This is a genomic window from Blastococcus litoris (assembly GCF_003075095.1).
Lineage (GTDB): Bacteria > Actinomycetota > Actinomycetes > Mycobacteriales > Geodermatophilaceae > Blastococcus_B > Blastococcus_B litoris.
Genome location: NZ_QCZF01000001.1, coordinates 462,812 through 480,090, shown reverse-complemented (window position 1 = coordinate 480,090; position 17,279 = coordinate 462,812). Strand labels below are relative to the sequence as shown.

General features: G+C 73.9%; 23 protein-coding genes. 11 read left to right on the top strand and 12 right to left on the bottom strand.

Features of this window, described 5'->3' with window-relative positions:
- The first annotated feature begins 95 nt into the window (after nucleotides 1-95).
- From DCS98_RS02410 to DCS98_RS02400, 3 genes are read left to right on the top strand one after another with little or no spacing between them, the layout of a single operon-like run.
- Nucleotides 96-815, top strand: a complete 720-nt coding sequence (locus DCS98_RS02410; RefSeq protein WP_116449717.1) for an ABC transporter ATP-binding protein — start codon at nucleotides 96-98, stop codon at nucleotides 813-815.
- Nucleotides 812-1,612: an ABC transporter permease gene (locus DCS98_RS02405; protein ID WP_206340060.1), complete on the top strand. Its 801-nt coding sequence runs from the start codon at nucleotides 812-814 to the stop codon at nucleotides 1,610-1,612. The genes DCS98_RS02410 and DCS98_RS02405 overlap by 4 nt, the downstream gene beginning before the upstream one ends.
- Entirely contained in the window at nucleotides 1,528-2,229 is a 702-nt protein-coding gene (locus DCS98_RS02400; protein WP_206340059.1) for a TetR/AcrR family transcriptional regulator, read from the top strand. Before DCS98_RS02405 ends, DCS98_RS02400 begins: the two co-directional genes overlap by 85 nt.
- Nucleotides 2,230-2,284: 55 nt before the next feature.
- On the opposite strand, the gene DCS98_RS02395 is transcribed toward DCS98_RS02400, so the two are convergent.
- Nucleotides 2,285-3,106 carry a thioesterase family protein gene (locus tag DCS98_RS02395; protein WP_116449716.1) on the bottom strand — a complete coding sequence of 274 codons (822 nt, stop codon included), beginning with the start codon at nucleotides 3,104-3,106 and terminating at the stop codon, nucleotides 2,285-2,287.
- A 27-nt stretch (nucleotides 3,107-3,133) separates the two neighbouring features.
- Here DCS98_RS02395 and DCS98_RS02390 point away from each other — a divergent pair, with 27 nt between their 5' ends.
- The gene (locus tag DCS98_RS02390) at nucleotides 3,134-4,102 is read left to right on the top strand and encodes an aldo/keto reductase (protein WP_116450133.1); all 969 of its coding nucleotides are present in this window, start codon (nucleotides 3,134-3,136) and stop codon (nucleotides 4,100-4,102) included.
- On the opposite strand, the gene thpR is transcribed toward DCS98_RS02390, so the two are convergent.
- Genes thpR through DCS98_RS02365 form a run of 5 tightly spaced genes read right to left on the bottom strand, consistent with a single transcriptional unit; the run spans nucleotide 4,083 to nucleotide 8,479 of the window.
- On the bottom strand, nucleotides 4,083-4,637 hold the full coding sequence (thpR, locus tag DCS98_RS02385) for an RNA 2',3'-cyclic phosphodiesterase (RefSeq protein WP_277394599.1): 555 nt from the start codon (nucleotides 4,635-4,637) through the stop codon (nucleotides 4,083-4,085). The two genes, DCS98_RS02390 and thpR, sit on opposite strands and share 20 nt — an antisense overlap.
- An 11-nt stretch (nucleotides 4,638-4,648) precedes the next feature.
- Nucleotides 4,649-5,035, bottom strand: coding sequence for a hypothetical protein (locus tag DCS98_RS02380; RefSeq protein WP_116449714.1), 387 nt, complete (start codon nucleotides 5,033-5,035; stop codon nucleotides 4,649-4,651).
- 41 nt (nucleotides 5,036-5,076) lie between these two features.
- Entirely contained in the window at nucleotides 5,077-6,468 is a 1,392-nt protein-coding gene (locus tag DCS98_RS02375) for an MFS transporter (RefSeq protein ID WP_116449713.1), read from the bottom strand.
- On the bottom strand, nucleotides 6,465-6,899 hold the full coding sequence (locus DCS98_RS02370) for a MarR family winged helix-turn-helix transcriptional regulator (protein ID WP_116450132.1): 435 nt from the start codon (nucleotides 6,897-6,899) through the stop codon (nucleotides 6,465-6,467). The genes DCS98_RS02375 and DCS98_RS02370 overlap by 4 nt, the downstream gene beginning before the upstream one ends.
- A gap of 44 nt (nucleotides 6,900-6,943) precedes the next feature.
- Nucleotides 6,944-8,479, bottom strand: a complete 1,536-nt coding sequence (locus tag DCS98_RS02365; protein ID WP_116449712.1) for an NCS2 family permease — start codon at nucleotides 8,477-8,479, stop codon at nucleotides 6,944-6,946.
- 140 nt (nucleotides 8,480-8,619) lie between these two features.
- Between DCS98_RS02365 and DCS98_RS02360 the strand changes: the two genes are divergently transcribed.
- A complete protein-coding gene (locus tag DCS98_RS02360) occupies nucleotides 8,620-8,832 on the top strand; it encodes a DUF2530 domain-containing protein (protein ID WP_116449711.1) in 213 nt (70 codons plus the stop codon).
- On the opposite strand, the gene DCS98_RS02355 is transcribed toward DCS98_RS02360, so the two are convergent.
- Nucleotides 8,829-9,623 carry a DUF3027 domain-containing protein gene (locus DCS98_RS02355; protein WP_116449710.1) on the bottom strand — a complete coding sequence of 265 codons (795 nt, stop codon included), beginning with the start codon at nucleotides 9,621-9,623 and terminating at the stop codon, nucleotides 8,829-8,831. The two genes, DCS98_RS02360 and DCS98_RS02355, sit on opposite strands and share 4 nt — an antisense overlap.
- Nucleotides 9,624-9,695: 72 nt before the next feature.
- Between DCS98_RS02355 and DCS98_RS02350 the strand changes: the two genes are divergently transcribed.
- Nucleotides 9,696-11,222: an MFS transporter gene (locus tag DCS98_RS02350; protein ID WP_116449709.1), complete on the top strand. Its 1,527-nt coding sequence runs from the start codon at nucleotides 9,696-9,698 to the stop codon at nucleotides 11,220-11,222.
- On the top strand, nucleotides 11,219-11,713 hold the full coding sequence (locus DCS98_RS02345) for a DUF2771 domain-containing protein (protein ID WP_241037052.1): 495 nt from the start codon (nucleotides 11,219-11,221) through the stop codon (nucleotides 11,711-11,713). Before DCS98_RS02350 ends, DCS98_RS02345 begins: the two co-directional genes overlap by 4 nt.
- Here the strand turns inward: DCS98_RS02345 and DCS98_RS24150 are convergent.
- The gene (locus tag DCS98_RS24150) at nucleotides 11,710-12,105 is read right to left on the bottom strand and encodes a cold-shock protein (RefSeq protein ID WP_116449707.1); all 396 of its coding nucleotides are present in this window, start codon (nucleotides 12,103-12,105) and stop codon (nucleotides 11,710-11,712) included. The two genes, DCS98_RS02345 and DCS98_RS24150, sit on opposite strands and share 4 nt — an antisense overlap.
- Before the next feature lie 154 nt (nucleotides 12,106-12,259).
- Between DCS98_RS24150 and DCS98_RS02335 the strand changes: the two genes are divergently transcribed.
- The gene (locus DCS98_RS02335) at nucleotides 12,260-12,619 is read left to right on the top strand and encodes a YidH family protein (RefSeq protein WP_116449706.1); all 360 of its coding nucleotides are present in this window, start codon (nucleotides 12,260-12,262) and stop codon (nucleotides 12,617-12,619) included.
- Complete coding sequence (locus DCS98_RS02330; protein ID WP_116449705.1) at nucleotides 12,616-12,936, top strand: DUF202 domain-containing protein; 321 nt, start codon at nucleotides 12,616-12,618, stop codon at nucleotides 12,934-12,936. The genes DCS98_RS02335 and DCS98_RS02330 overlap by 4 nt, the downstream gene beginning before the upstream one ends.
- Before the next feature lie 12 nt (nucleotides 12,937-12,948).
- On the opposite strand, the gene DCS98_RS02325 is transcribed toward DCS98_RS02330, so the two are convergent.
- Nucleotides 12,949-13,515 (bottom strand): nucleotidyltransferase family protein, encoded by a 567-nt coding sequence (locus tag DCS98_RS02325; protein WP_116449704.1) that lies wholly within the window; start codon nucleotides 13,513-13,515, stop codon nucleotides 12,949-12,951.
- Nucleotides 13,516-13,591: 76 nt separating this feature from the next.
- Here DCS98_RS02325 and DCS98_RS02320 point away from each other — a divergent pair, with 76 nt between their 5' ends.
- Both DCS98_RS02320 and DCS98_RS02315 read left to right on the top strand, forming a co-directional pair.
- Nucleotides 13,592-14,359 carry an endonuclease/exonuclease/phosphatase family protein gene (locus tag DCS98_RS02320; RefSeq protein ID WP_116449703.1) on the top strand — a complete coding sequence of 256 codons (768 nt, stop codon included), beginning with the start codon at nucleotides 13,592-13,594 and terminating at the stop codon, nucleotides 14,357-14,359.
- A 51-nt stretch (nucleotides 14,360-14,410) separates the two neighbouring features.
- Nucleotides 14,411-14,731, top strand: a complete 321-nt coding sequence (locus DCS98_RS02315) for a hypothetical protein (RefSeq protein WP_116449702.1) — start codon at nucleotides 14,411-14,413, stop codon at nucleotides 14,729-14,731.
- Nucleotides 14,732-14,753: 22 nt separating this feature from the next.
- Here the strand turns inward: DCS98_RS02315 and DCS98_RS02310 are convergent, their stop codons facing one another.
- The 3 genes from DCS98_RS02310 to DCS98_RS02300 form a co-directional block, all read right to left on the bottom strand.
- Nucleotides 14,754-16,409, bottom strand: coding sequence for an AMP-binding protein (locus tag DCS98_RS02310; protein WP_116449701.1), 1,656 nt, complete (start codon nucleotides 16,407-16,409; stop codon nucleotides 14,754-14,756).
- A complete protein-coding gene (locus DCS98_RS02305) occupies nucleotides 16,406-16,633 on the bottom strand; it encodes a hypothetical protein (protein WP_116449700.1) in 228 nt (75 codons plus the stop codon). Before DCS98_RS02305 ends, DCS98_RS02310 begins: the two co-directional genes overlap by 4 nt.
- Before the next feature lie 101 nt (nucleotides 16,634-16,734).
- Nucleotides 16,735-17,256 carry a hypothetical protein gene (locus tag DCS98_RS02300; RefSeq protein WP_116449699.1) on the bottom strand — a complete coding sequence of 174 codons (522 nt, stop codon included), beginning with the start codon at nucleotides 17,254-17,256 and terminating at the stop codon, nucleotides 16,735-16,737.
- Between the last annotated feature and the right edge of the window lie 23 nt (nucleotides 17,257-17,279).

The window sequence follows — 17,279 nt, the reverse complement described above, 5'->3', positions numbered from 1 at the left end:
GCCGCCCGTGCGGTAGGGACCTTCGGCACCGTTGACGGTTCTGATGAACTCATCTAGCGTTGAGTTCATCAGCCGTTGAGTTCTGGAGGTCGGCCATGGACGCCGTCACCGTCACCGATCTGGTCGTCGACCGGGGCCGCAGACGCGTGCTCCCCGGGCTGTCGTTCACCGTGCCCGCCGGTCAGGTGACCGGTCTGCTCGGGCCGAGCGGCAGCGGGAAGACCACGCTGATGCGCGCGATCGTCGGCGTGCAGCAGGTCCGCTCGGGCGAGGTCACCGTCCTCGGCGAGCCCGCCGGGTCCGCCCCCCTGCGCACGCGGGTGGGCTACGTGACCCAGGCGCCGAGCGTCTACGAGGACCTCACCGTCCGGGAGAACGCCCGCTACTTCGCCGCCCTCTACGGGATGGGCACCCGCGAGGCCGACGCGGCCGTCGCGGACGTCGGGCTGGCCGACGCCGCCGGCCAGCTGGTGCGCGACCTCTCGGGCGGCCAGCAGGGGCGTGCGTCGCTGGCCTGCGCGCTGGTCGGCAGCCCCGAGGTGCTGGTGCTCGACGAGCCGACCGTCGGGCTGGACCCGGTGCTGCGGGTCGAGCTGTGGGAGAGGTTCCACGCGCTGGCCGCCGCCGGGACGACGCTGATCGTCTCCAGCCACGTGATGGACGAGGCCGGCCGCTGCGACCGGCTGCTCCTGCTCCGCGGCGGCGAGCTCATCGCCGACTCCACGCCGGCGCAGCTACGCGCCGACGGTCGTTCCGAGGACCTGGAGGAGGCCTTCCTCAACCTGGTCCGGGCCCGTGAGGAGGTGGCGGCATGACCGCCGCGACGATCGACCGACCGCGAGCGACGCCCACGCACCTGAGCCCGCGGCTGACCGCGGCCACCGCCCGGCGCGTGCTCCGCCAGCTCGCGCACGACCACCGCACCATCGCGATGCTGCTGGTCCTGCCCAGCCTGCTGCTCGGCCTGCTCTACCTGCTGTGGAAGGACGTGCCGACCCTGCCGGGCCAGCCGGGCATCTTCGACCGGGTCGGCCTGACCATGCTGGGGATCCTGCCGTTCGTGGTCATGTTCCTGGTGACCAGCATCGCCATGCTGCGGGAGCGCACCTCCGGGACCCTCGAGCGCCTGCTCACCACCCCCCTGGCCCGTCTCGACCTGCTCCTGGGGTACGGGCTGGCGTTCGGTCTCGCGGCGGCGCTGCAGGCGGGGGTCACCGTCACGGTGGCGACGACGGTCTACGACCTGGAGGTCGCCGGGTCGGTCTGGTTGGTGGTGCTGATCGCCGTCGTCGACGCCGTGCTCGGCGTGGCCCTGGGACTGCTGGCCAGCGCCTTCGCCCGCACCGAGTTCCAGGCCGTGCAGTTCATGCCGGTCATCGTGCTGCCGCAGTTCTTCCTGTGCGGTCTCCTGATCCCGGTCGACCAGATGGCCGGCTGGCTGCAGACCATCAGCAACCTCCTCCCCCTCACCTACGCGGTCGAGGCGCTGCAGGAGGTCGGGCGGTCCGCCGAGGCGACCGGCACGATGTGGCTGGACGTCGCCGTCGTCGCCGGCGCGGCCCTCGTCGCCCTCGCCCTCGCGGCGGCGACCCTGCGGAGGAGGACGGCCTGAGCACGGCAGGACCCGCACGTCGGTCAGGACGGCGGCCCGGGAACCCCGACACCCGGGACGCCGTCCTGAGCGCTGCCCGGGAGGCGTTCGCGGAGCGCGGCTTCGACGGCGCGACCATCCGCGGCATCGCCGGGGCGGCAGGCGTCGACCCGGCCCTGGTCCACCACTACTTCGGCAACAAGGACAAGCTGTTCCTCGCCGCGATCGAGGCGCCGGCCAATCCCGCCGACCTGCTGCCCGAGGTGCTCGCCGGGGGCCGCGACCACCTCGGCGAGAACGTCGTGCGGCTGCTGCTGCGCGTGTGGGACGGGCCCATGCGCCCCGCGGCCCTCGCGCTGGTCAGGTCCGCCGTCGCCCACGAGTGGACCGCCAAGCTGCTGCGCGAGTTCCTCGTCTCGCAGATCCTCCGGCGCGTCGTCGGCACCCTCGGACTGCCGCCTGCCGAGCGCGAGGCCCGCGGCTCCCTCGCCGCCTCCCAGCTGATCGGCCTGGTCATGGCGCGGTACGTGCTGAAGGTGGAGCCTCTGGCCACCGCCGCACCGGAGACGATCGTCGCCGCGATCGGCCCGACCGTGCAGCGCTACCTCACCGGCGACGTCGAGCTGCCGGGCGGCTGACCGGAGGCGAGCCGGGGGTCGCCGGTCGGCGGTCGTTCCGCGACGGCGCCGTCGCTCACCGGGGAGCGCGGGCGAGCTGCCGGCTCTGCGCCACCAGCCGGCCCGTGGAGTCCCAGATCCGGTAGTCCTCGTCGACCCATCCGCCGGCGATCTCGCTGGACCGCGCCTCGACCAGGCACCACCCGGGCGCCGGCAGCGCCCGGACGAGCACCTGCAGCTGCACCGTCGGCGCCCAGCCCATGTTGCCCATCGCGAAGCTCGTGGGCGGGAGCGCGTCGGCGAAGGTGAGCAGCGCCAGCGGGTCCGGCTCGCGGCCGTCAGCGAAGCGCATCCAGGCTCGCAGCACCGGCTCCCCCGACGGCTGCCCGAACGCCCACCCCGCGGTGGCGACGTCGAGCCGGGTGTCCACGCGCAGCGAGAGCCCCGGCACCTGCACCCCGGGCGGTGCGAGGTCGCGGTGCTCGGCCACGGAGAAGCACTCCTCCACCGGCGGGACGTCGGGCATCGGGTGGCCGTAGTCCGACGGCGCGGCGCCCAGGGTCGCCGTCGTGGCCTGGACCGTCAGCGCCGGGCCGCCGGCGTCGGACAGCGTGACGAACGAGTGCGCCAGGGTGCGGCCGGACGGGCCGGGCACCACCGTGAGCGTCGCCGGGCCGGGCGCCGGCGCCCGCAGGTAGCTGGCCGACACGGCGACCGGGTGGGCGTGCGGGCTCTCGAGCACCGCGGCCCGGCCCACGACGGAGAGCAGGTAGCCGCCGTTGAGGATGCCGTTGCCGACGTCCCAGCCCGGATCGAGAGCGGCGGCGAGGCCCCCTCCGTCGGTACGCCGGACGGCGGTGGCGGCGTCGAACGCGGTGGTCGGGTCGTCCTGCGGCACGGCGACCAGGGTGCCAGGGTGGTCCCCGTGGACTACACGCACCTGGGCCGCAGCGGCCTGTCCGTCTCCCGCCTGTGCCTGGGCACGATGAACTTCGGCTGGAAGACCGAGGAGGCCGACAGCCACGAGATCATGGACCGGGCGCTGGCCGAGGGCGTCAACTTCTTCGACACCGCCAACGTCTACGGCTTCGACGCCGGCAAGGGCCGCACCGAGGAGGTCCTCGGCAGCTGGTTCGCGCAGGGCGGCGAGCGGCGCGAGAAGGTCGTGCTGGCCACCAAGGTCTACGGCGGGATGTCGGACTGGCCGAACGACACGTTCCTGTCGGCGCGCAACATCGTGCGGGCGTGCGAGGGGTCGCTGCGCCGGATGGGCACCGACTGGATCGACCTCTACCAGTTCCACCACGTCGACCTGCGCACGCCGTGGGAAGAGATCTGGCAGGCCTGCGAGACCCTCGTCGCCCAGGGCAAGGTGCTCTACGTCGGCTCGTCCAACCACGCCGCCTGGCAGATCGCCGCCGCCAACGAGGCCGCCGCGCGTCGCTCCTTCCAGGGTCTGGTCAGCGAGCAGTCGCACTACAACCTGCTGACGCGGCACGTCGAGCTGGAGGTGCTGCCCGCGGCGCAGCACTACGGCGTGGGCATTATCCCGTGGAGCCCGCTGGCCGGTGGCCTGCTGGGCGGGGTGCTGGCCAAGAGCGAGGGTGGACGGCGCAACGAGGAACGGCAGCAGAGGCGGATCGAGGAGCACCGACCGGCGCTCGAGCAGTACGAGGCGTTCTGCCGCGACCTCGGCCGGCCGCCCGCCGACGTCGGGCTGGCCTGGCTGCTGCACCAGCCGGCGGTGACCGCCCCGATCGTCGGGCCGCGCACGATGGAGCAGTTCGAGGGCTCGCTCGCGGCCCTCGACGTCGAGCTCGACGAGGCGGCCCTCGCCCGGCTCGACGAGATCTTCCCGGGCTACCGGGCCGCTCCTATGGAGTACGCCTGGTGACCGGCCAGGTGTCGACCACGTCGTAGGTCGGCTCCGGCCCGAGGTGGCTCTCCCACAGCCGCACCTCGGTCACCGGCCACGCGGGACCCCGGTACCCCGCGAGCCGGTCGGTCAGCGTGCCGTCGGCCGGCCGGCCCGGGCGCCAGCGGCCGAGCGTGAGGTGCGGCCGGAACGGGCGGTCCTCCACCGGGAGCCGGAGTCCGCGGGCGGCGTGCGCCAGCCGGCCGGCCAGTTCCACCAGCGGGACGACGTCGCCGTCCAGCCCGGCCCACGCCACCTGCGGGCGGCGCACCGAGCCGAACCGCCCGCCGCCGGCCAGCCGCAGGGTCATGGCGGGCGCCGCCGCCACGACGGGGGCGGCCGCGGCCAGCAGCCCGTCGACACGGTCCTCCGGGACGGCGCCCAGGAAGAGCAGCGTGAGGTGCCAGCGGTCGGGCGTCCCCCAGCGCGGCGCACCGGGCAGCGCGCGGACGGGGTCCAGCGCCGCGGCCAGGTCGGCGCGGACGTCGTCCGGCGGGTCGACGGCGAAGAACAGCCGCCGGGGGCTCAGGCCTGCACCGCCAGGCCGGCGGCCTCCAGGGCCGCGACCAGCCGCAGCCGCTCGAGGTCGCGCGCCGGGCCCTCCGGCGTCGTCCGCAGCTCGTGCGCGACCTCCAGCTGCTGCGCCGCCTCGACGAGGACGTCGTCGTAGGCGGCGGTCAGCGCGCGGCGGCGCGCCATCGGCGCCCCGGCGGGGACGAGCGCCACGGACCGGCCCAGCCGCCGGACGTCGGCGGCGACCACCTGCAGCGGACGGCGGCTCGGGTCCGGCCTCCGCGCGGCCCTCCGGCGCTGCACGACGCGGCGGGACCAGCGGAACACCGGGCCGGTCCAGGCGATGAGGGCGGCGACGACGGCGACCGTGCCACCGATCTGCAGCAGTGGGACGTGCATCTCCGCCTCCCGCCGTTGGGATGCCGGCGACGGTACTCCGCTCAGCGGCCCACGGTCTGGTGCCCCGAGCCCTGCTCGGCGGCCGCCTCCTGCGCGGCCCGCAGCGGCGCCGAGGGCACCCGCGTCCCGGGCGCGCCCACGCGCAGGCGCAGCCGTGGCGGGGTCAGGCCGGCCTCGAGACGCACCCGCCGTCCCCGTGCGAGCCAGATTCCGGCCCCGACGCCCGCCACGACGCAGACGGCCCCGCCGAGGATCAGCCCCCAGGGGGCGCCGAGGTGCTCGGAGATCCAGCCGATCAGCGGCGCCCCGAGCGGGGTGCCGCCCATGAAGCACATGAAGTACAGCGCCATCACCCGACCGCGCATCTGCGGGTCGGCGCCGAGCTGGACGAAGCTGTTGTTGGCCACGCTGAAGATCAGCGCCGCCGCCCCGGTGGGCACCAGGAGGACGGCGAACGAGACGTAACCGGGCATGAGTCCCGACACGACGGTGAGCAGGCCGAACACGACGGCGGAGACGACGAGGAACCGCTGCCGCGGCCGGACGCTGCGACGCGTGGAGAGCAGTGCCCCGGTCAGCGACCCGATCGCGAAGGTGGTCGACAGCAGCCCGAAGGCCTGCGCGCCCAGGTCGAACTGCTCGCGGGCCATGAGCGCGATGGTGACCTGGTAGTTGAAGCCGAAGGTGCCGATCACGAATGCGAGCGCCATCGCGAGCACCAGGTCGGGATGGGCCCACGTGTACCGGAGACCCTCCCGGAGCTGCCCCTTCTTCCGGCCGACGGGTTCGCTGCGCCGCAGCTCGGAGGCCCGCATCCAGGTCAGCGCCGCGATGGTGAAGGCGAAGCTGGCGGCGTTGACGAAGAAGGCGGGGGCCGTATCGCCCGACGAGGCGCCGATGAGCAGCCCGGCCAGTGACGGGCCGATCAGCCGAGCCCCGTTGAAGATCGTGGAGTTGAGGCTCACCGCGTTGGTCAGCAGCTGCGGCCCCACCATCTCCGACACGAACGCCTGCCGGACCGGCGCGTCGATCGCCGCGACCGCCCCGAGGCCGCCGGCCAGCGCGAAGACGTGCCAGAGCGCCACGACGTCGGTCGCGACGAGCAACGCCAGCACGAGCGCCAGCACGCCCATGAGCGCCTGGGTCAGGAGCAGCACGCGCCGCTTGTCGTAGCGGTCGGCGAGCACCCCGCCGTACATGCTGAGCAGCAGGCTGGGCCCGAACTGCAGCGCGGTGATCAGGCCGAGAGCGATCCCGCTGTCGTCGGAGAGCTGCAGCACCAGCCAGTCCTGGCCGATGCGCTGCATCCACGTGCCGGTCAGGCTGACCAGGTTGGCGGAGGCGAAGATCCGGAAGTTCCGGACCCGCAGCGCTCGGAACGAGCCCCTGCCCGGGTCCGGGGACGTCGGCTGGTCAGCGTTCGTGCAGGTCACCCACCGGCGAGCTTCTCCATGATCTCGGCCGCCTCACGCAGCACGCCCCGTTCCTCCGCGGTCAGCTCCTGCAGCCGGCCGCTCAGCCACGCCTCCCGCGCGCGGGCCTCCTCGGTGAGCAGGTCCTCGGCCGCCGGCGTCAGGCCGATGATGACCTGACGCCCGTCGGTCGGGTGCGGCGTCCGGGTGACCAGGCCCATACCCTCCAGGGCCACGACCACGCGGGTCATCGAGGGCGGCTGGACGCGCTCCTGCGCGGCCAGCTCCCCCGGGCTCATCGGGCCGTTGCGCTTCAGCGTCGACAGCGCGGCCAGGTGGGTGAGCGTGACCGAGGTGTCGACCCGCTGGTTCCGCAGCCGGCGGGAGAAGCGCATGACCGCCAGCCGCAGGTCGTGGGCCAACGCCGCGGTGTCCAGCGTCGTACGGCTCACGACCACCAGGGTATCCCGTTTCCTTAGCCGGACTCAGGAGCTGCTCAGAGCAGCTGCTGCAGCGGCTCGAGCAGGAAGTACACGAGGAACAGCACCGCGATCAGCCACATCAGCGGGTGCACGTCCCGGCGGCGCCCGACGGCGGTGCGCAGCAGCACGAAGCTGACCACGCCGGCGCCGATGCCGTTGGTGATCGAGTAGGTGAACGGCATGAGCGCGATGGTGAGGAAGGCCGGGATGACCAGCGACATGTCGTCCCAGACCAGGTCCTTGATCTGGCTGATCAGCATGGCGCCGACGATGACCAGCACCGGGGCGGCGGCCTCGGACGGGACGACCTGGACCAGCGGGCTGAGGAACGTGGCGACGAGGAACAGCAGACCGGTGACGACGCTGGCCAGACCGGTACGAGCACCGTCGGCCACGCCGGAGGCGCTCTCGATGTAGGTCGTGTTCGACGAGACGCTGCCGGCACCACCGGCGGCCGCGGCCAGCGAGTCGACCAGCAGCACGGGCTGGGAGTTCGGCAGGTTGCGCTTCTCGTCCAGCAGGCCGGCCTCGGCCCCGACGGCGGTGACCGTGCCGACGGTGTCGAAGAAGTCGGCGATCATGATCGAGAACACGATCAGGAGGGCCGCGAGGACGCCGATCCGCTCGAAGCCGCCGAACAGCGAGAAGTTGCCGATCAGCGAGAGGTCCGGGCTGGCGACGACGTCGTCGGGCAGGCTCGGCACCTGCAGGGCCCAGCCGCGGTCGTTCACGGCACCGTCGGCGCCGAAGCGCGGCCCGATCTCGGCGATCGCCTCGACGACGATCGCGAACACCGTCGTGGCGATGATGCCGATGAGCAGCGCACCCCGGACCCGGCGGACGACGAGCACGCTGGTCAGCAGCAGGCCGACGACGAAGGTCAGGATCGGCCACCCGGCGAGCTGGCCCTCGATGCCGAAGCTGATGAGCGGGTTGCCCGGCCGGATGATGCCGGCGTCCGCGAGGCCGATGATCGTCAGGAAGAACCCGATGCCCACCGCGATGGCCGTCTTCAGCTGGGCCGGGATGGCCTCGAAGACCGCCCGCCGGAACCCGGTGAGGACCAGCACGGTGATCAGCAGGCCCTCGAGCACGACCAGGCCCATGATCTCGGGCCAGGAGAGCTGGGTGGCCGCGAAGACGGCGACGATCGCGTTGATGCCCAGGCCGGTCGCCAGCGCGAACGGGTAGCGGCCGACGACGCCCATGAGGATCGTCATGACGCCCGCGATCAGCGCCGTCACGGCGGCGACGGAGGCGAAGGGCAGCGTGTTCCCGTCGACGTCCGCGCCGGACAGGATGATCGGGTTCAGCACGACGATGTAGGCCATCGTGAAGAACGTGGTCAGCCCGCCGCGGAGCTCGCGGGTCGTCGTCGAGTGCCGGGCGCTGATGCCGAAGTAGCGGTCGAGCCCGTTCTTCGGGCGCACCTGCGGCCCGGAGCTGCGGCGCGGCGTGCCCGTCGCGCCGGAGGCCACCACGTCCGCGGGCGTGCCGCCGTCGGCGTTCGCGGTGGTGGATCCCGTGGTGGGACGGGACTTGTCGGGCATGCGGACTCCCCGTGTGGCGGTGGCTGGCGACGAGCGGCGACAGAGTGCCACACGTCCGTCGCATCCGAGGCACGCGCCATCGTTGCCGCACGAAGGGGTTCCGCGATCGTGACCTTCCGGGCGCGCCCTAGAGTCGCAGCGTGACCAAGCCCGCCCCGCCGCCCCTGCGCGTGGACACCGCCCGCGTCGTGCGCATCGGCATCGCGGTCTGGGCCGTGGCGCTCGTCGTGCTGCTCCTGCTGGGCGACCGCGTCGACCGGATGTGGACCTGGACCTGCGTGGCCGCCATCGGCCTGGGCCTGCTGGGCCTGTGGATCATGCGGCTGCAGGGCCAGACGCCCCGCCGCGACTAGTCGGTCAGGACGTCGAAGTTGCCCGTGTCGTAGCGCGCGGTGCGCACGACCTCCGTGGCCTCGTCCACGACGAGCGTGGCCTGGCTGTGCGCGCCGCAGCCGTAGTCGGCGGTGACCACGTGCCCGTCGGCCGGTGAGTAGGCGTTCCCGCAGGCGCCGACGCTCTGGCGCAGCGACCCGGCCAGGGGCAGGTAGAAGCCGCAGGTCGCGCACGGCCCGGGGGCCTGGCGGGCCATCGGGGAGCCGGGTCCGAAGTCGCCGGCGTTCCAGCGGCCCAGTGCCTCGGCGCGCCCCTCGGCCGACATGACCCGCTCGCGGCCGACCGCGAGCTCCTCGGCGACGACGCGACCCTCCGGGTCCTCGGCCGAGTCGTCGTCGGCCAGGTAGGCCGGCGCGAGACGCGGGTCGTCCTCGGTGGAGGGCAGTACGTCGCCCACGGAGAGGTCGCCGGGCCGAAGCCGCTCGTGCCAGGGCACCCACGCGGGGGCCAGCAGCGCCGAGTCGCCGGGCAGCAGGACGACCTCGTCGACGGTCACCTCGTCGTCGCCCGGGATGCGGGCGACGGTGACCGCCCAGTGCCAGCCGACGTAGCCGGGCAGCCGGCTGGCGAAGAAGTGGGTCAGGACCTCGCCGACCACCTCGGGCGCCACCTCGCCGGTCTCGGGGACGACCGCCTCCGACGCGGTGCCCAGGTGGTCGCCGACCAGGGCCTCGTCACCGGCCGTCTCGACGGCGGCGGCGCGCGCCTGCTCCACCGCGGCGGCCAGGACATCGGCAGGGGACTCGGTCATCCGGCCATTGTCCCTGACGCGTCCACCTCGTCGGGCGACCACCCGCCGCGCCGGGTGCGGCACGATGGTGGCGTGTCCGCCTCCCGCCGTCCGCCCGGGGCCGGCCGGCGCCTGCGCACGGTGGGCCGCACGAACCCTCCCCCGCTCGAGCGGGCCGACACCACCCCGCTCGACATCCCGCCGCCGTCGACGCGGCCGATGTCCTCGCCGGGCGAGCCCCCGACGGCCGAACTGCCAGGTCCCCCACCGGGGAAGCTGACCGTCACGCGGGTCGCGGCCGCGCGGTCCCGGGAGCTGACCGCCGCGGCGGCCCGGCGGGTCCGGGCCGCGAGCCGGGCCGACGGAGCCGGGGAGAGCGGGCTGACCCAGCTGCTGTGGGTCAACGCCCTGCACATGGCCGGGGACGCGATGATCGCGGTCTCCCTGGCCGGGACGCTGTTCTTCGCGGCCGCCTCCGACGCGCAGCGCGGCAACGTCGCGCTCTACCTGCTCGTGACGATGGCGCCGTTCGCCGTCCTCGCGCCGGTCATAGGGCCGGCGCTGGACCGGCTGCAGCGCGGCCGCCGTTGGGCGATGGCCGCCAGCCACCTCGGCCGCGCCCTGCTGGCGCTCGTCATGATGCGGCACTTCGACGACTTCTGGCTCTACCCGGCGGCGCTCGGCGTCCTGGTGCTGTCGAAGGCGCACAACGTCCTGCGCGCGGCCGTGGTCCCGCGGGTGCTGCCCTCGGCCATGTCGCTGACCTCGGCCAACGCGCGGCTGTCGGTCTTCGGGCTGGCGACGGCGGGCGTGGCCGGCGCGATCGCGGCCGGGATGGCGGCCCTGCTGGGCTTCGACTGGGAGCTCGGCGCCACCGCGATCGTCTTCGCCGTCGGCGGGGTGCTCGCCGTCCGCCTGCCCCCGCACGTCGACGTCCCGGCCGGCGAGCTGTCGGCCGACGTGCTGACCACCGCGGAGATACCGGTCGGCAGCAGCCGGCGGCGGGTGAGCCCGCACGTCGTCCTCGCCCTGCGGGCCAACGCGGCGCTGCGCGGCCTCGGTGGCTTCCTCACCATCTTCAGCGCGTTCCTGGTCGAGGCGAACTACGAGGGCTGGGAGGGCACGCTCGCCCTGGGCGCCATCGCCGCGGCGGCCGGGGTGGGCAGCTTCGCCGGGACGGCGATCGGCTCGCGGATGCACAGCGCCGCACCCGACCGCCTTGTCCTGGTCTCGGCGGCCTCCGCCGCGGCGATCACCCTGCTGGCGGCGATCTTCTACAGCTTCGCCATGGCGGCCGTGGTCGCCGGCGTCTCCGCGGTGACCAACGCGCTGGGCAAGGTGGCCCTCGACGCGATCATCCAGCGGGAGGTACCCGACAGCCTGCGCGCCTCGGCCTTCGCCCGGTCGGAGACCTGGCTGCAGATCTCGTGGGTGGTCGGCGGCGCGCTCGGCATCGCACTGCCCCCGACCGGCTGGCTGGGCTTCACCGTCGCCGCGGCGCTGCTCGTGCTCGCGGTCGGTCTCGTGCTGTGGAGCCTCTACCGCGGCCGGCGGTCGACCCCGCCGGAGGGGATCTCCCCGGATGCCCCGACAGCGCCCGTGGGACCCTCGTGGTCGTGAGCAGGAGAGCCCCGACCCTGCTGCCCCTCTTGCTCGTCGCGCTCCTCGCCGGCTGCGGCTCCGGGGAGCCGGCCGCTCCTCCCGACGTCGACGTCGAGGTCGGCCCCCAGCAGCTCGGCGTGCGGCCGACCCAGTTCTGCCTGGACGGCGAGGGCCAGCGCTACGACAGCACGCCGCCGATCCTCGAGGTCTCCCCCGGCGCCACGATCACCCTGACGGTGCCGCAGTCGGTCGCCGAGCGCGGCTGGGGCGTGCAGGTCTTCGACGAGAAGCTCGAGGAGATGATCGGCGAGGTCGACGTCCCCGAGGGCGACCGCACCTTCGACGGGATCACCACCGACGACGTCGTCCCCCCGGCCTTCTACCTCGTGGTCGTCGAGGACAAGGGCGGGGCGTGCGGCGAGTTCACCGGCGCCTGGCCGATCGGCTTCCTGCGCGCCGGCGGCGACCTGGGCGGGACGCCGACCTCCAGCGCCCCGCCGGCGGGTTAGGCCTCGAGGTCCGAGGCGACCGCGCGCAGCACGGAGGCGACCTTGCGGGACTCCGAGCGGTCGGGGTGCCGGCCGTGCCGCAGCCCCTCGCCGACGTCGTCGAGCAGCTTGATCAGGTCCTCGATGATGGGGACCAGCTCGTCGGGCTTCTTCCGGCTCTTGGCCGCGACCGTGGCCGCCACCGACGGCAGCGGGTCGAGGATGCGGACCTGCAGCGCCTGGTCGCCACGGCGGCCGGCGACGATGCCGAACTCCACCCGCTGGCCCGGCTTGAGCTCCGACGTCCCGGCGGGGAGCGCGTCCTTGTGCACGAACACGTCGGGGCCGTCCTCGCGCGCGAGGAAGCCGAAACCCTTCTCCGGGTTGAACCACTTGACCTTGCCGGTGGGCACGTTCGATCCCTCGTCTTGCTCGCTGCCGGGTCCGGCACGCAGGCCGGGAGGACGACGGCGGCACGCCGCCGCTCTCCCGACAGGTTAGCCGCCCGCCGCCGCACCCCGGACCTGCCTTTCCGCACGCGTCCGGTCCCCGCCCTAGCCTGACCGCGTGGACCCCTCCCCAGGCCCCGGCGCGCACCCGGACTACCGGTTCACCCTGGCCAACGAACGCACCCTGCTCGCCTGGCTGCGGACCGGGCTGGCGCTGGTCGCCGGCGGGGTCGCGGTGGCCACGTACGCCCCCGATCTCGGTGTGCGCTGGGGCAGCTCGGCGGTGGCCCTGGCGCTCGTGCTCATCGGGCTGGCCACCGCGGCGGCCGGGTACCGCCGCTGGCACGCCAACGAGGAGGCCATCGGCGCGGGCCGCCCGCTGCCGACGAGCTGGCTGCTCCCCGCGGTCGCCGCCGCGGTGGCCGCCGTCATCGTGGTCGTCGCCGTCCTGGTCGGCGTCGAGGTGATCGGCCGGTGACGGCGCCGGTCGAGACCCAGCCGGATCGGACCGCGCTCGCCTGGCAGCGCACCGGGCTCGGCGTCCTCGCGGTGGCGGGGCTGCTCGGTCACCGCGCCGTCCGGGAGTCCCAGCCGGTCGTGCTGCTCCTGGCCGGCGCCGCTGCCCTGCTGGGCCTGGCCGTCCTCGGCGCGCTGGCCCCCGCACGCGACCGGGACGTGCGACGCAAGGTCGCCGCCGGACGCGGTGCGGCGGCACCGTGGTCGGCCGCCTGCGTCACGGCGACGGTCCTGGTGGTGGGCGTGCTCACCGCCGTCGCGGTGGTCCTGCCCGCCTGATCGGCGGCGCGGTCAGGCGGCAGCGGCCTTGGGGACGACGTCCAGCCGGTCGAGCAGCTCGAGGAAGACGACGGCGAAGTCGTTGCCGGCGACGGCCCGCGACACCTCCGCCCAGTCGACCTGCTCGCGCAGGGCCCGGGCGACCGGGAGCATCCGCGAGAAGTCGCAGTAGTGCTCGTCGAGCGCCATCAGCTTCGTGGTGACGATGTCGGTCGCCCGCAGCACCGGCATGTGCACCGACAGGACCGGGAGGATCTCCGCCCGGTCGATGAGGTCGGTCTCCACCGGGTGCCCGCAGGTCCGCCACAGGACGTCGACGAAGGAGTCGCCGCTGACGACCTTGGTCAGCCAGTCCTCCGGCGGGTCCGAGATCTCGAGGCCGGCCTCGGCGAGCACCTTCGCCGCCCGCTCCGACTCGGCCGCGGGCACCAGGAAGTCGGCGTCGTGGTCGGGCTCCGGCGCGCCACGGACCCACGCCGCGTAGCCGCCGCACAGGGCGAACGGCACGTCGCCCTGCTTCAACGCGACGGCGGTCCGCTTGAGGAGGTCGCGGATCTCGTCCCGCTCCGATGGCTGCACACCGCACAGCTACCCCCGTGCGGCGGCCGGGCGAACATCGGCGGTAGAACCCGCACGCTCGGGGCACAGGGAGCCTGTGCGCATCGCGACTTTCAACATCCTGCACGGGCGCTCGCTCGAGGACGGCCGCGTCGACGTCGACCGCCTGGCCGGGGCGATCAAGAGCCTGGACGCCGACGTGCTCGGGCTCCAGGAGGTCGACCGCGACCAGCCCCGGTCGCTGGGCGCCGACCTCACCGCCGTGGCCGCCGAGGCGATGGGCGCCGTCGACTCGCAGTTCGTGGCCGCGCTGTCCGGGACGCCGGGCGGCACGTGGATGGCCGCCACCGGGGACGAGCAGCCGGGCTCGGCCAGCTACGGCGTCTCGCTGCTGTCCCGGTACCCGGTCGTCTCCTGGCGGGTGGTGCGGCTGCCGCCGCTGCGGGTCAGCGTCCCGCTGTGGTCGCCCATGACCCGACGTCCGTTCCTGGCCCGGGACGAGCCGCGGGTGGCGGTCGCCGCCGTCCTGGACGGCCCGTTCGGCCAGTTCACGGTGTGCAACACCCACCTGTCGTTCATCCCCGGCTGGAGCGGTTCCCAGCTCCGCCGGCTCGTGCGGTCGTTGACCGGCACGCGGGAACCGCTGGTCCTGATGGGGGACCTCAACATGCAGCAGGCGCAGGCGGCCAAGGTCAGCGGCCTGCGGCCGGTCGCGACGGCGACGACGTTCCCGGCGGGCCGCCCGCGCCGCCAGCTCGACCACGTCCTGGTGCGGGGCGGGCTGGCGGCCACCGGGCCGGCCGAGGCGGTCCAGCTGCCGCTGTCGGACCACCGCGCGCTCGTCGTCCCCGTCGGCGCGACCTGACTGTTACCCGACGACTCGCGCACCGGGCGCCGCTGCGCCACGATGCGGTGCATGGCCAGCAACGGTGCAGCCCGCGTCTTCTCGCTCGTCGCCACGATCGTGCGGGTCGTGTGCTCGGTGATCGCCGCGGTGATCGTGATCCACGCGGTCTTCGTGCTGTTCGAGGCGAACCCGGCCAACGGGCTGGTCAGCTTCACCGCCGGCTGGCGGGACACCTTCGGCTGGTTCACCAAGGACCTGTTCACGCCGTCGGACCCGAAGATCGCCGAGGCGATCAACGACGGGCTGGCCGCGCTGATCTGGGTCGTGGTGGGCAGCCTGCTGTCCAAGCTGATCGTGCGGCTGACCCCGTCCTCGAAGGCCAACGCCTAGACCCCTTCCGTACAGAGAGTCTCTAGGCGTTGCGGACGGCGGCAGCCGACTGGAGCCCGAGCTCCTCGACCGAGACCTCGCGCATCTCGACCTTGCGGATCTTGCCGGTGACCGTCATCGGGAACTCCTCGACGACCTTCACGTAGCGCGGGACCTTGTAGTGGGCCAGCCTGCCCGCGCAGAACTCCCGGAGGGCCTCCGCGGTGAGCGGCTCGGCTCCCTCGCGCAGCCGCACCCAGGCCATGAGCTCCTCGCCGTACCGCTCGTCGGGGACGCCGATGACCTGGGCGTCGACGACGTCGGGGTGGCTGTAGAGGAACTCCTCGATCTCCCGCGGGTACACGTTCTCCCCGCCGCGGATGACCATGTCCTTGATCCGGCCGACGATGTTGAGGTACCCCTCGTCGTCCATGACCGCGAGGTCGCCGGTGTGCATCCAGCGGGCCCGGTCGATGACCTCGGCGGTCTTCTCCGGCTCCTCCCAGTAGCCGAGCATCACCGAGTAGCCGCGGGTGCAGAACTCCCCCGGCGTCCCGCGCGGCACGGTCAGGCCGGTCTCCGGGTCGACGACCTTCACCTCGAGGTGCGGGTGGACCTGCCCGACCGTCGACGTCCGCCGGTCGAGGTCGTCGTCGGCGCCGGTCTGGGTCGAGACCGGCGACGTCTCCGTCATGCCGTAGCAGATGGTCACCTCGGTCATGCCCATCTCGCTGACCACCCGCTTCATCACCTCGACCGGGCACGGTGAGCCGGCCATGATCCCGGTGCGCAGCGAGGAGAGGTCGTAGTCGGCGAAGCCGGGCAGGGCCAGCTCGGCGATGAACATCGTCGGGACGCCGTACAGCGAGGTGCAGCGCTCGTCCTGCACGGCCTTCAGCGTCAGCGCGGGGTCGAACCCGGGCGCCGGGATGACCATCGTCGCGCCGTGCGAGGTGGCTCCGAGGTTGCCCATGCCCATGCCGAAGCAGTGGTAGTAGGGCACCGGGATGCAGACGCGGTCGGCCTCGGTGTAGCCGCAGCCCTCACCCACGAAGAACCCGTTGTTGAGCAGGTTGTGGTGGGTGAGCGTGGCGCCCTTCGGGAACCCCGTGGTCCCCGACGTGTACTGGATGTTGATGGGGTCGTCGGCCGAGAGCTCGGCCTCCCGGCGCACCAGGAGGTCGCGGTCGGCGGCCCGGCCGGTCTCCAGCAGCCGGTTCCAGGCGTCGTCGCCGAGGAAGACGACCTCGCGCAGCTCCGGGCACTGGTCCCGGACCTCGACGACCATCGCCCGGTAGTCGCTGGTCTTGAAGTCCGGGGCGCTGATCAGCACGGAGATGCCGGCCTGGCGCAGCACGTAGGACAGCTCGTGGGTGCGGTAGGCCGGGTTGATGTTGACCAGGATCGCGCCGAGCTTCGCCGTCCCGTACTGGACGAAGACCCACTCGGCGCAGTTGGGCGCCCAGATGCCGACCCGGTCCCCCTTCCGCACCCCCAGGGCGTCCAGGCCGAGCGCGCAGGCGTCGACCTCGGCGACCAGCTCGGGGTAGCTGAACCGGCGACCCGTGGCGCACTCGACCAGCGCCTCGTGGTCACCCACCCGCGCCGCCGTCCGATCGAGGTTCGCCCCGATCGTGTCGCCCAGCAGGGGGACCGTCGAGGTCCCGCTGCTGTAGGACGGCAGCGCGGGCGCGCTCACCGCCGGCGGCCCTCGGCCGTCTGGACGCCGGCCCGGTTGGGCTTGTCCGTCGGGTGCGCGTACCGCAGCGCCTCGACCGGCAGCGGGAAGCTGTGGTCCTCACCGAAGGGCGACAGCGGACCGGCGGACTCGCTCGTCAGCTCGGTGAGCGGCGGGCCGCCGCCCTCGGACTGCCCCCAGGTGGGCTCCACCAGGTGCGCGTGCTTCTCGTTGCGCTTGGCCATGTCGCCTCCGTGTCCAGGTGCGCCGCGCGGCGCACGTCGGGGTCATCTTCTCGCGAGCCGTACCCGGGCGCACGCACGCGCCCCCTCCTGGGCCCGTCGGGTCACCGGCGCACCACCTTGGCGCCGTAGAGGGTGGGCAGGCCCTCGGCGCTGAGCACCCACTGGTCCGCACCGACCGGGACCGCGCGGACCTCCCCGCCGTCGAGCGCCTGGACGGCGCGGGTGCGCCAGACGGCGGTGCTCAGCAGCTGCAGGCGGACCGGCTCCTGAAGGGGGTCGAGCTCGTCGTAGCCGTCCGGCTCGAACGCGATGATGGCGGGCCCGGCGATGCGCAGCCGCCCGGTCTGCCACGGCGTCGCCGCCAGCCCCCGCTGCCACCGCCGCGTGCGCAGCAGGGCGCCGGTGCCCGCGATGACGCCGGCCAGCCCGAGCAGGACCAGGGCGATGACGGCCAGCCCGAGCCCGGGCACGCGCCGCCCGCCGCCGGCCAGGGTGACCGCTGCCGTCCCGAGCAGCACGCCGAGGACGACGGCGATGACGCCGCCGCCCAACCAGCGCAGCGCCCCCGCCTGGTGCGCGGCCAGCGCGGTGCGGGTCTGCGGGTCGTCGGCGGCCGGGTGCACCCGGTCATGCTGCCAGCCGCTTG

What these genes read in the sequence shown, in the direction of transcription:
- DCS98_RS02365 (WP_116449712.1), bottom strand. Translation starts at nt 8,479, where the DNA reads ATGCCCGACAAGTCCCGTCCCACCACGGGATCCACCACCGCGAACGCC.
- DCS98_RS02410 (WP_116449717.1), top strand. Translation starts at nt 96, where the DNA reads ATGGACGCCGTCACCGTCACCGATCTGGTCGTCGACCGGGGCCGCAGA.
- DCS98_RS02355 (WP_116449710.1), bottom strand. Translation starts at nt 9,623, where the DNA reads ATGACCGAGTCCCCTGCCGATGTCCTGGCCGCCGCGGTGGAGCAGGCG.
- DCS98_RS02405 (WP_206340060.1), top strand. Translation starts at nt 812, where the DNA reads ATGACCGCCGCGACGATCGACCGACCGCGAGCGACGCCCACGCACCTG.
- DCS98_RS02315 (WP_116449702.1), top strand. Translation starts at nt 14,411, where the DNA reads ATGGCCAGCAACGGTGCAGCCCGCGTCTTCTCGCTCGTCGCCACGATC.
- DCS98_RS02305 (WP_116449700.1), bottom strand. Translation starts at nt 16,633, where the DNA reads ATGGCCAAGCGCAACGAGAAGCACGCGCACCTGGTGGAGCCCACCTGG.
- DCS98_RS02380 (WP_116449714.1), bottom strand. Translation starts at nt 5,035, where the DNA reads ATGCACGTCCCACTGCTGCAGATCGGTGGCACGGTCGCCGTCGTCGCC.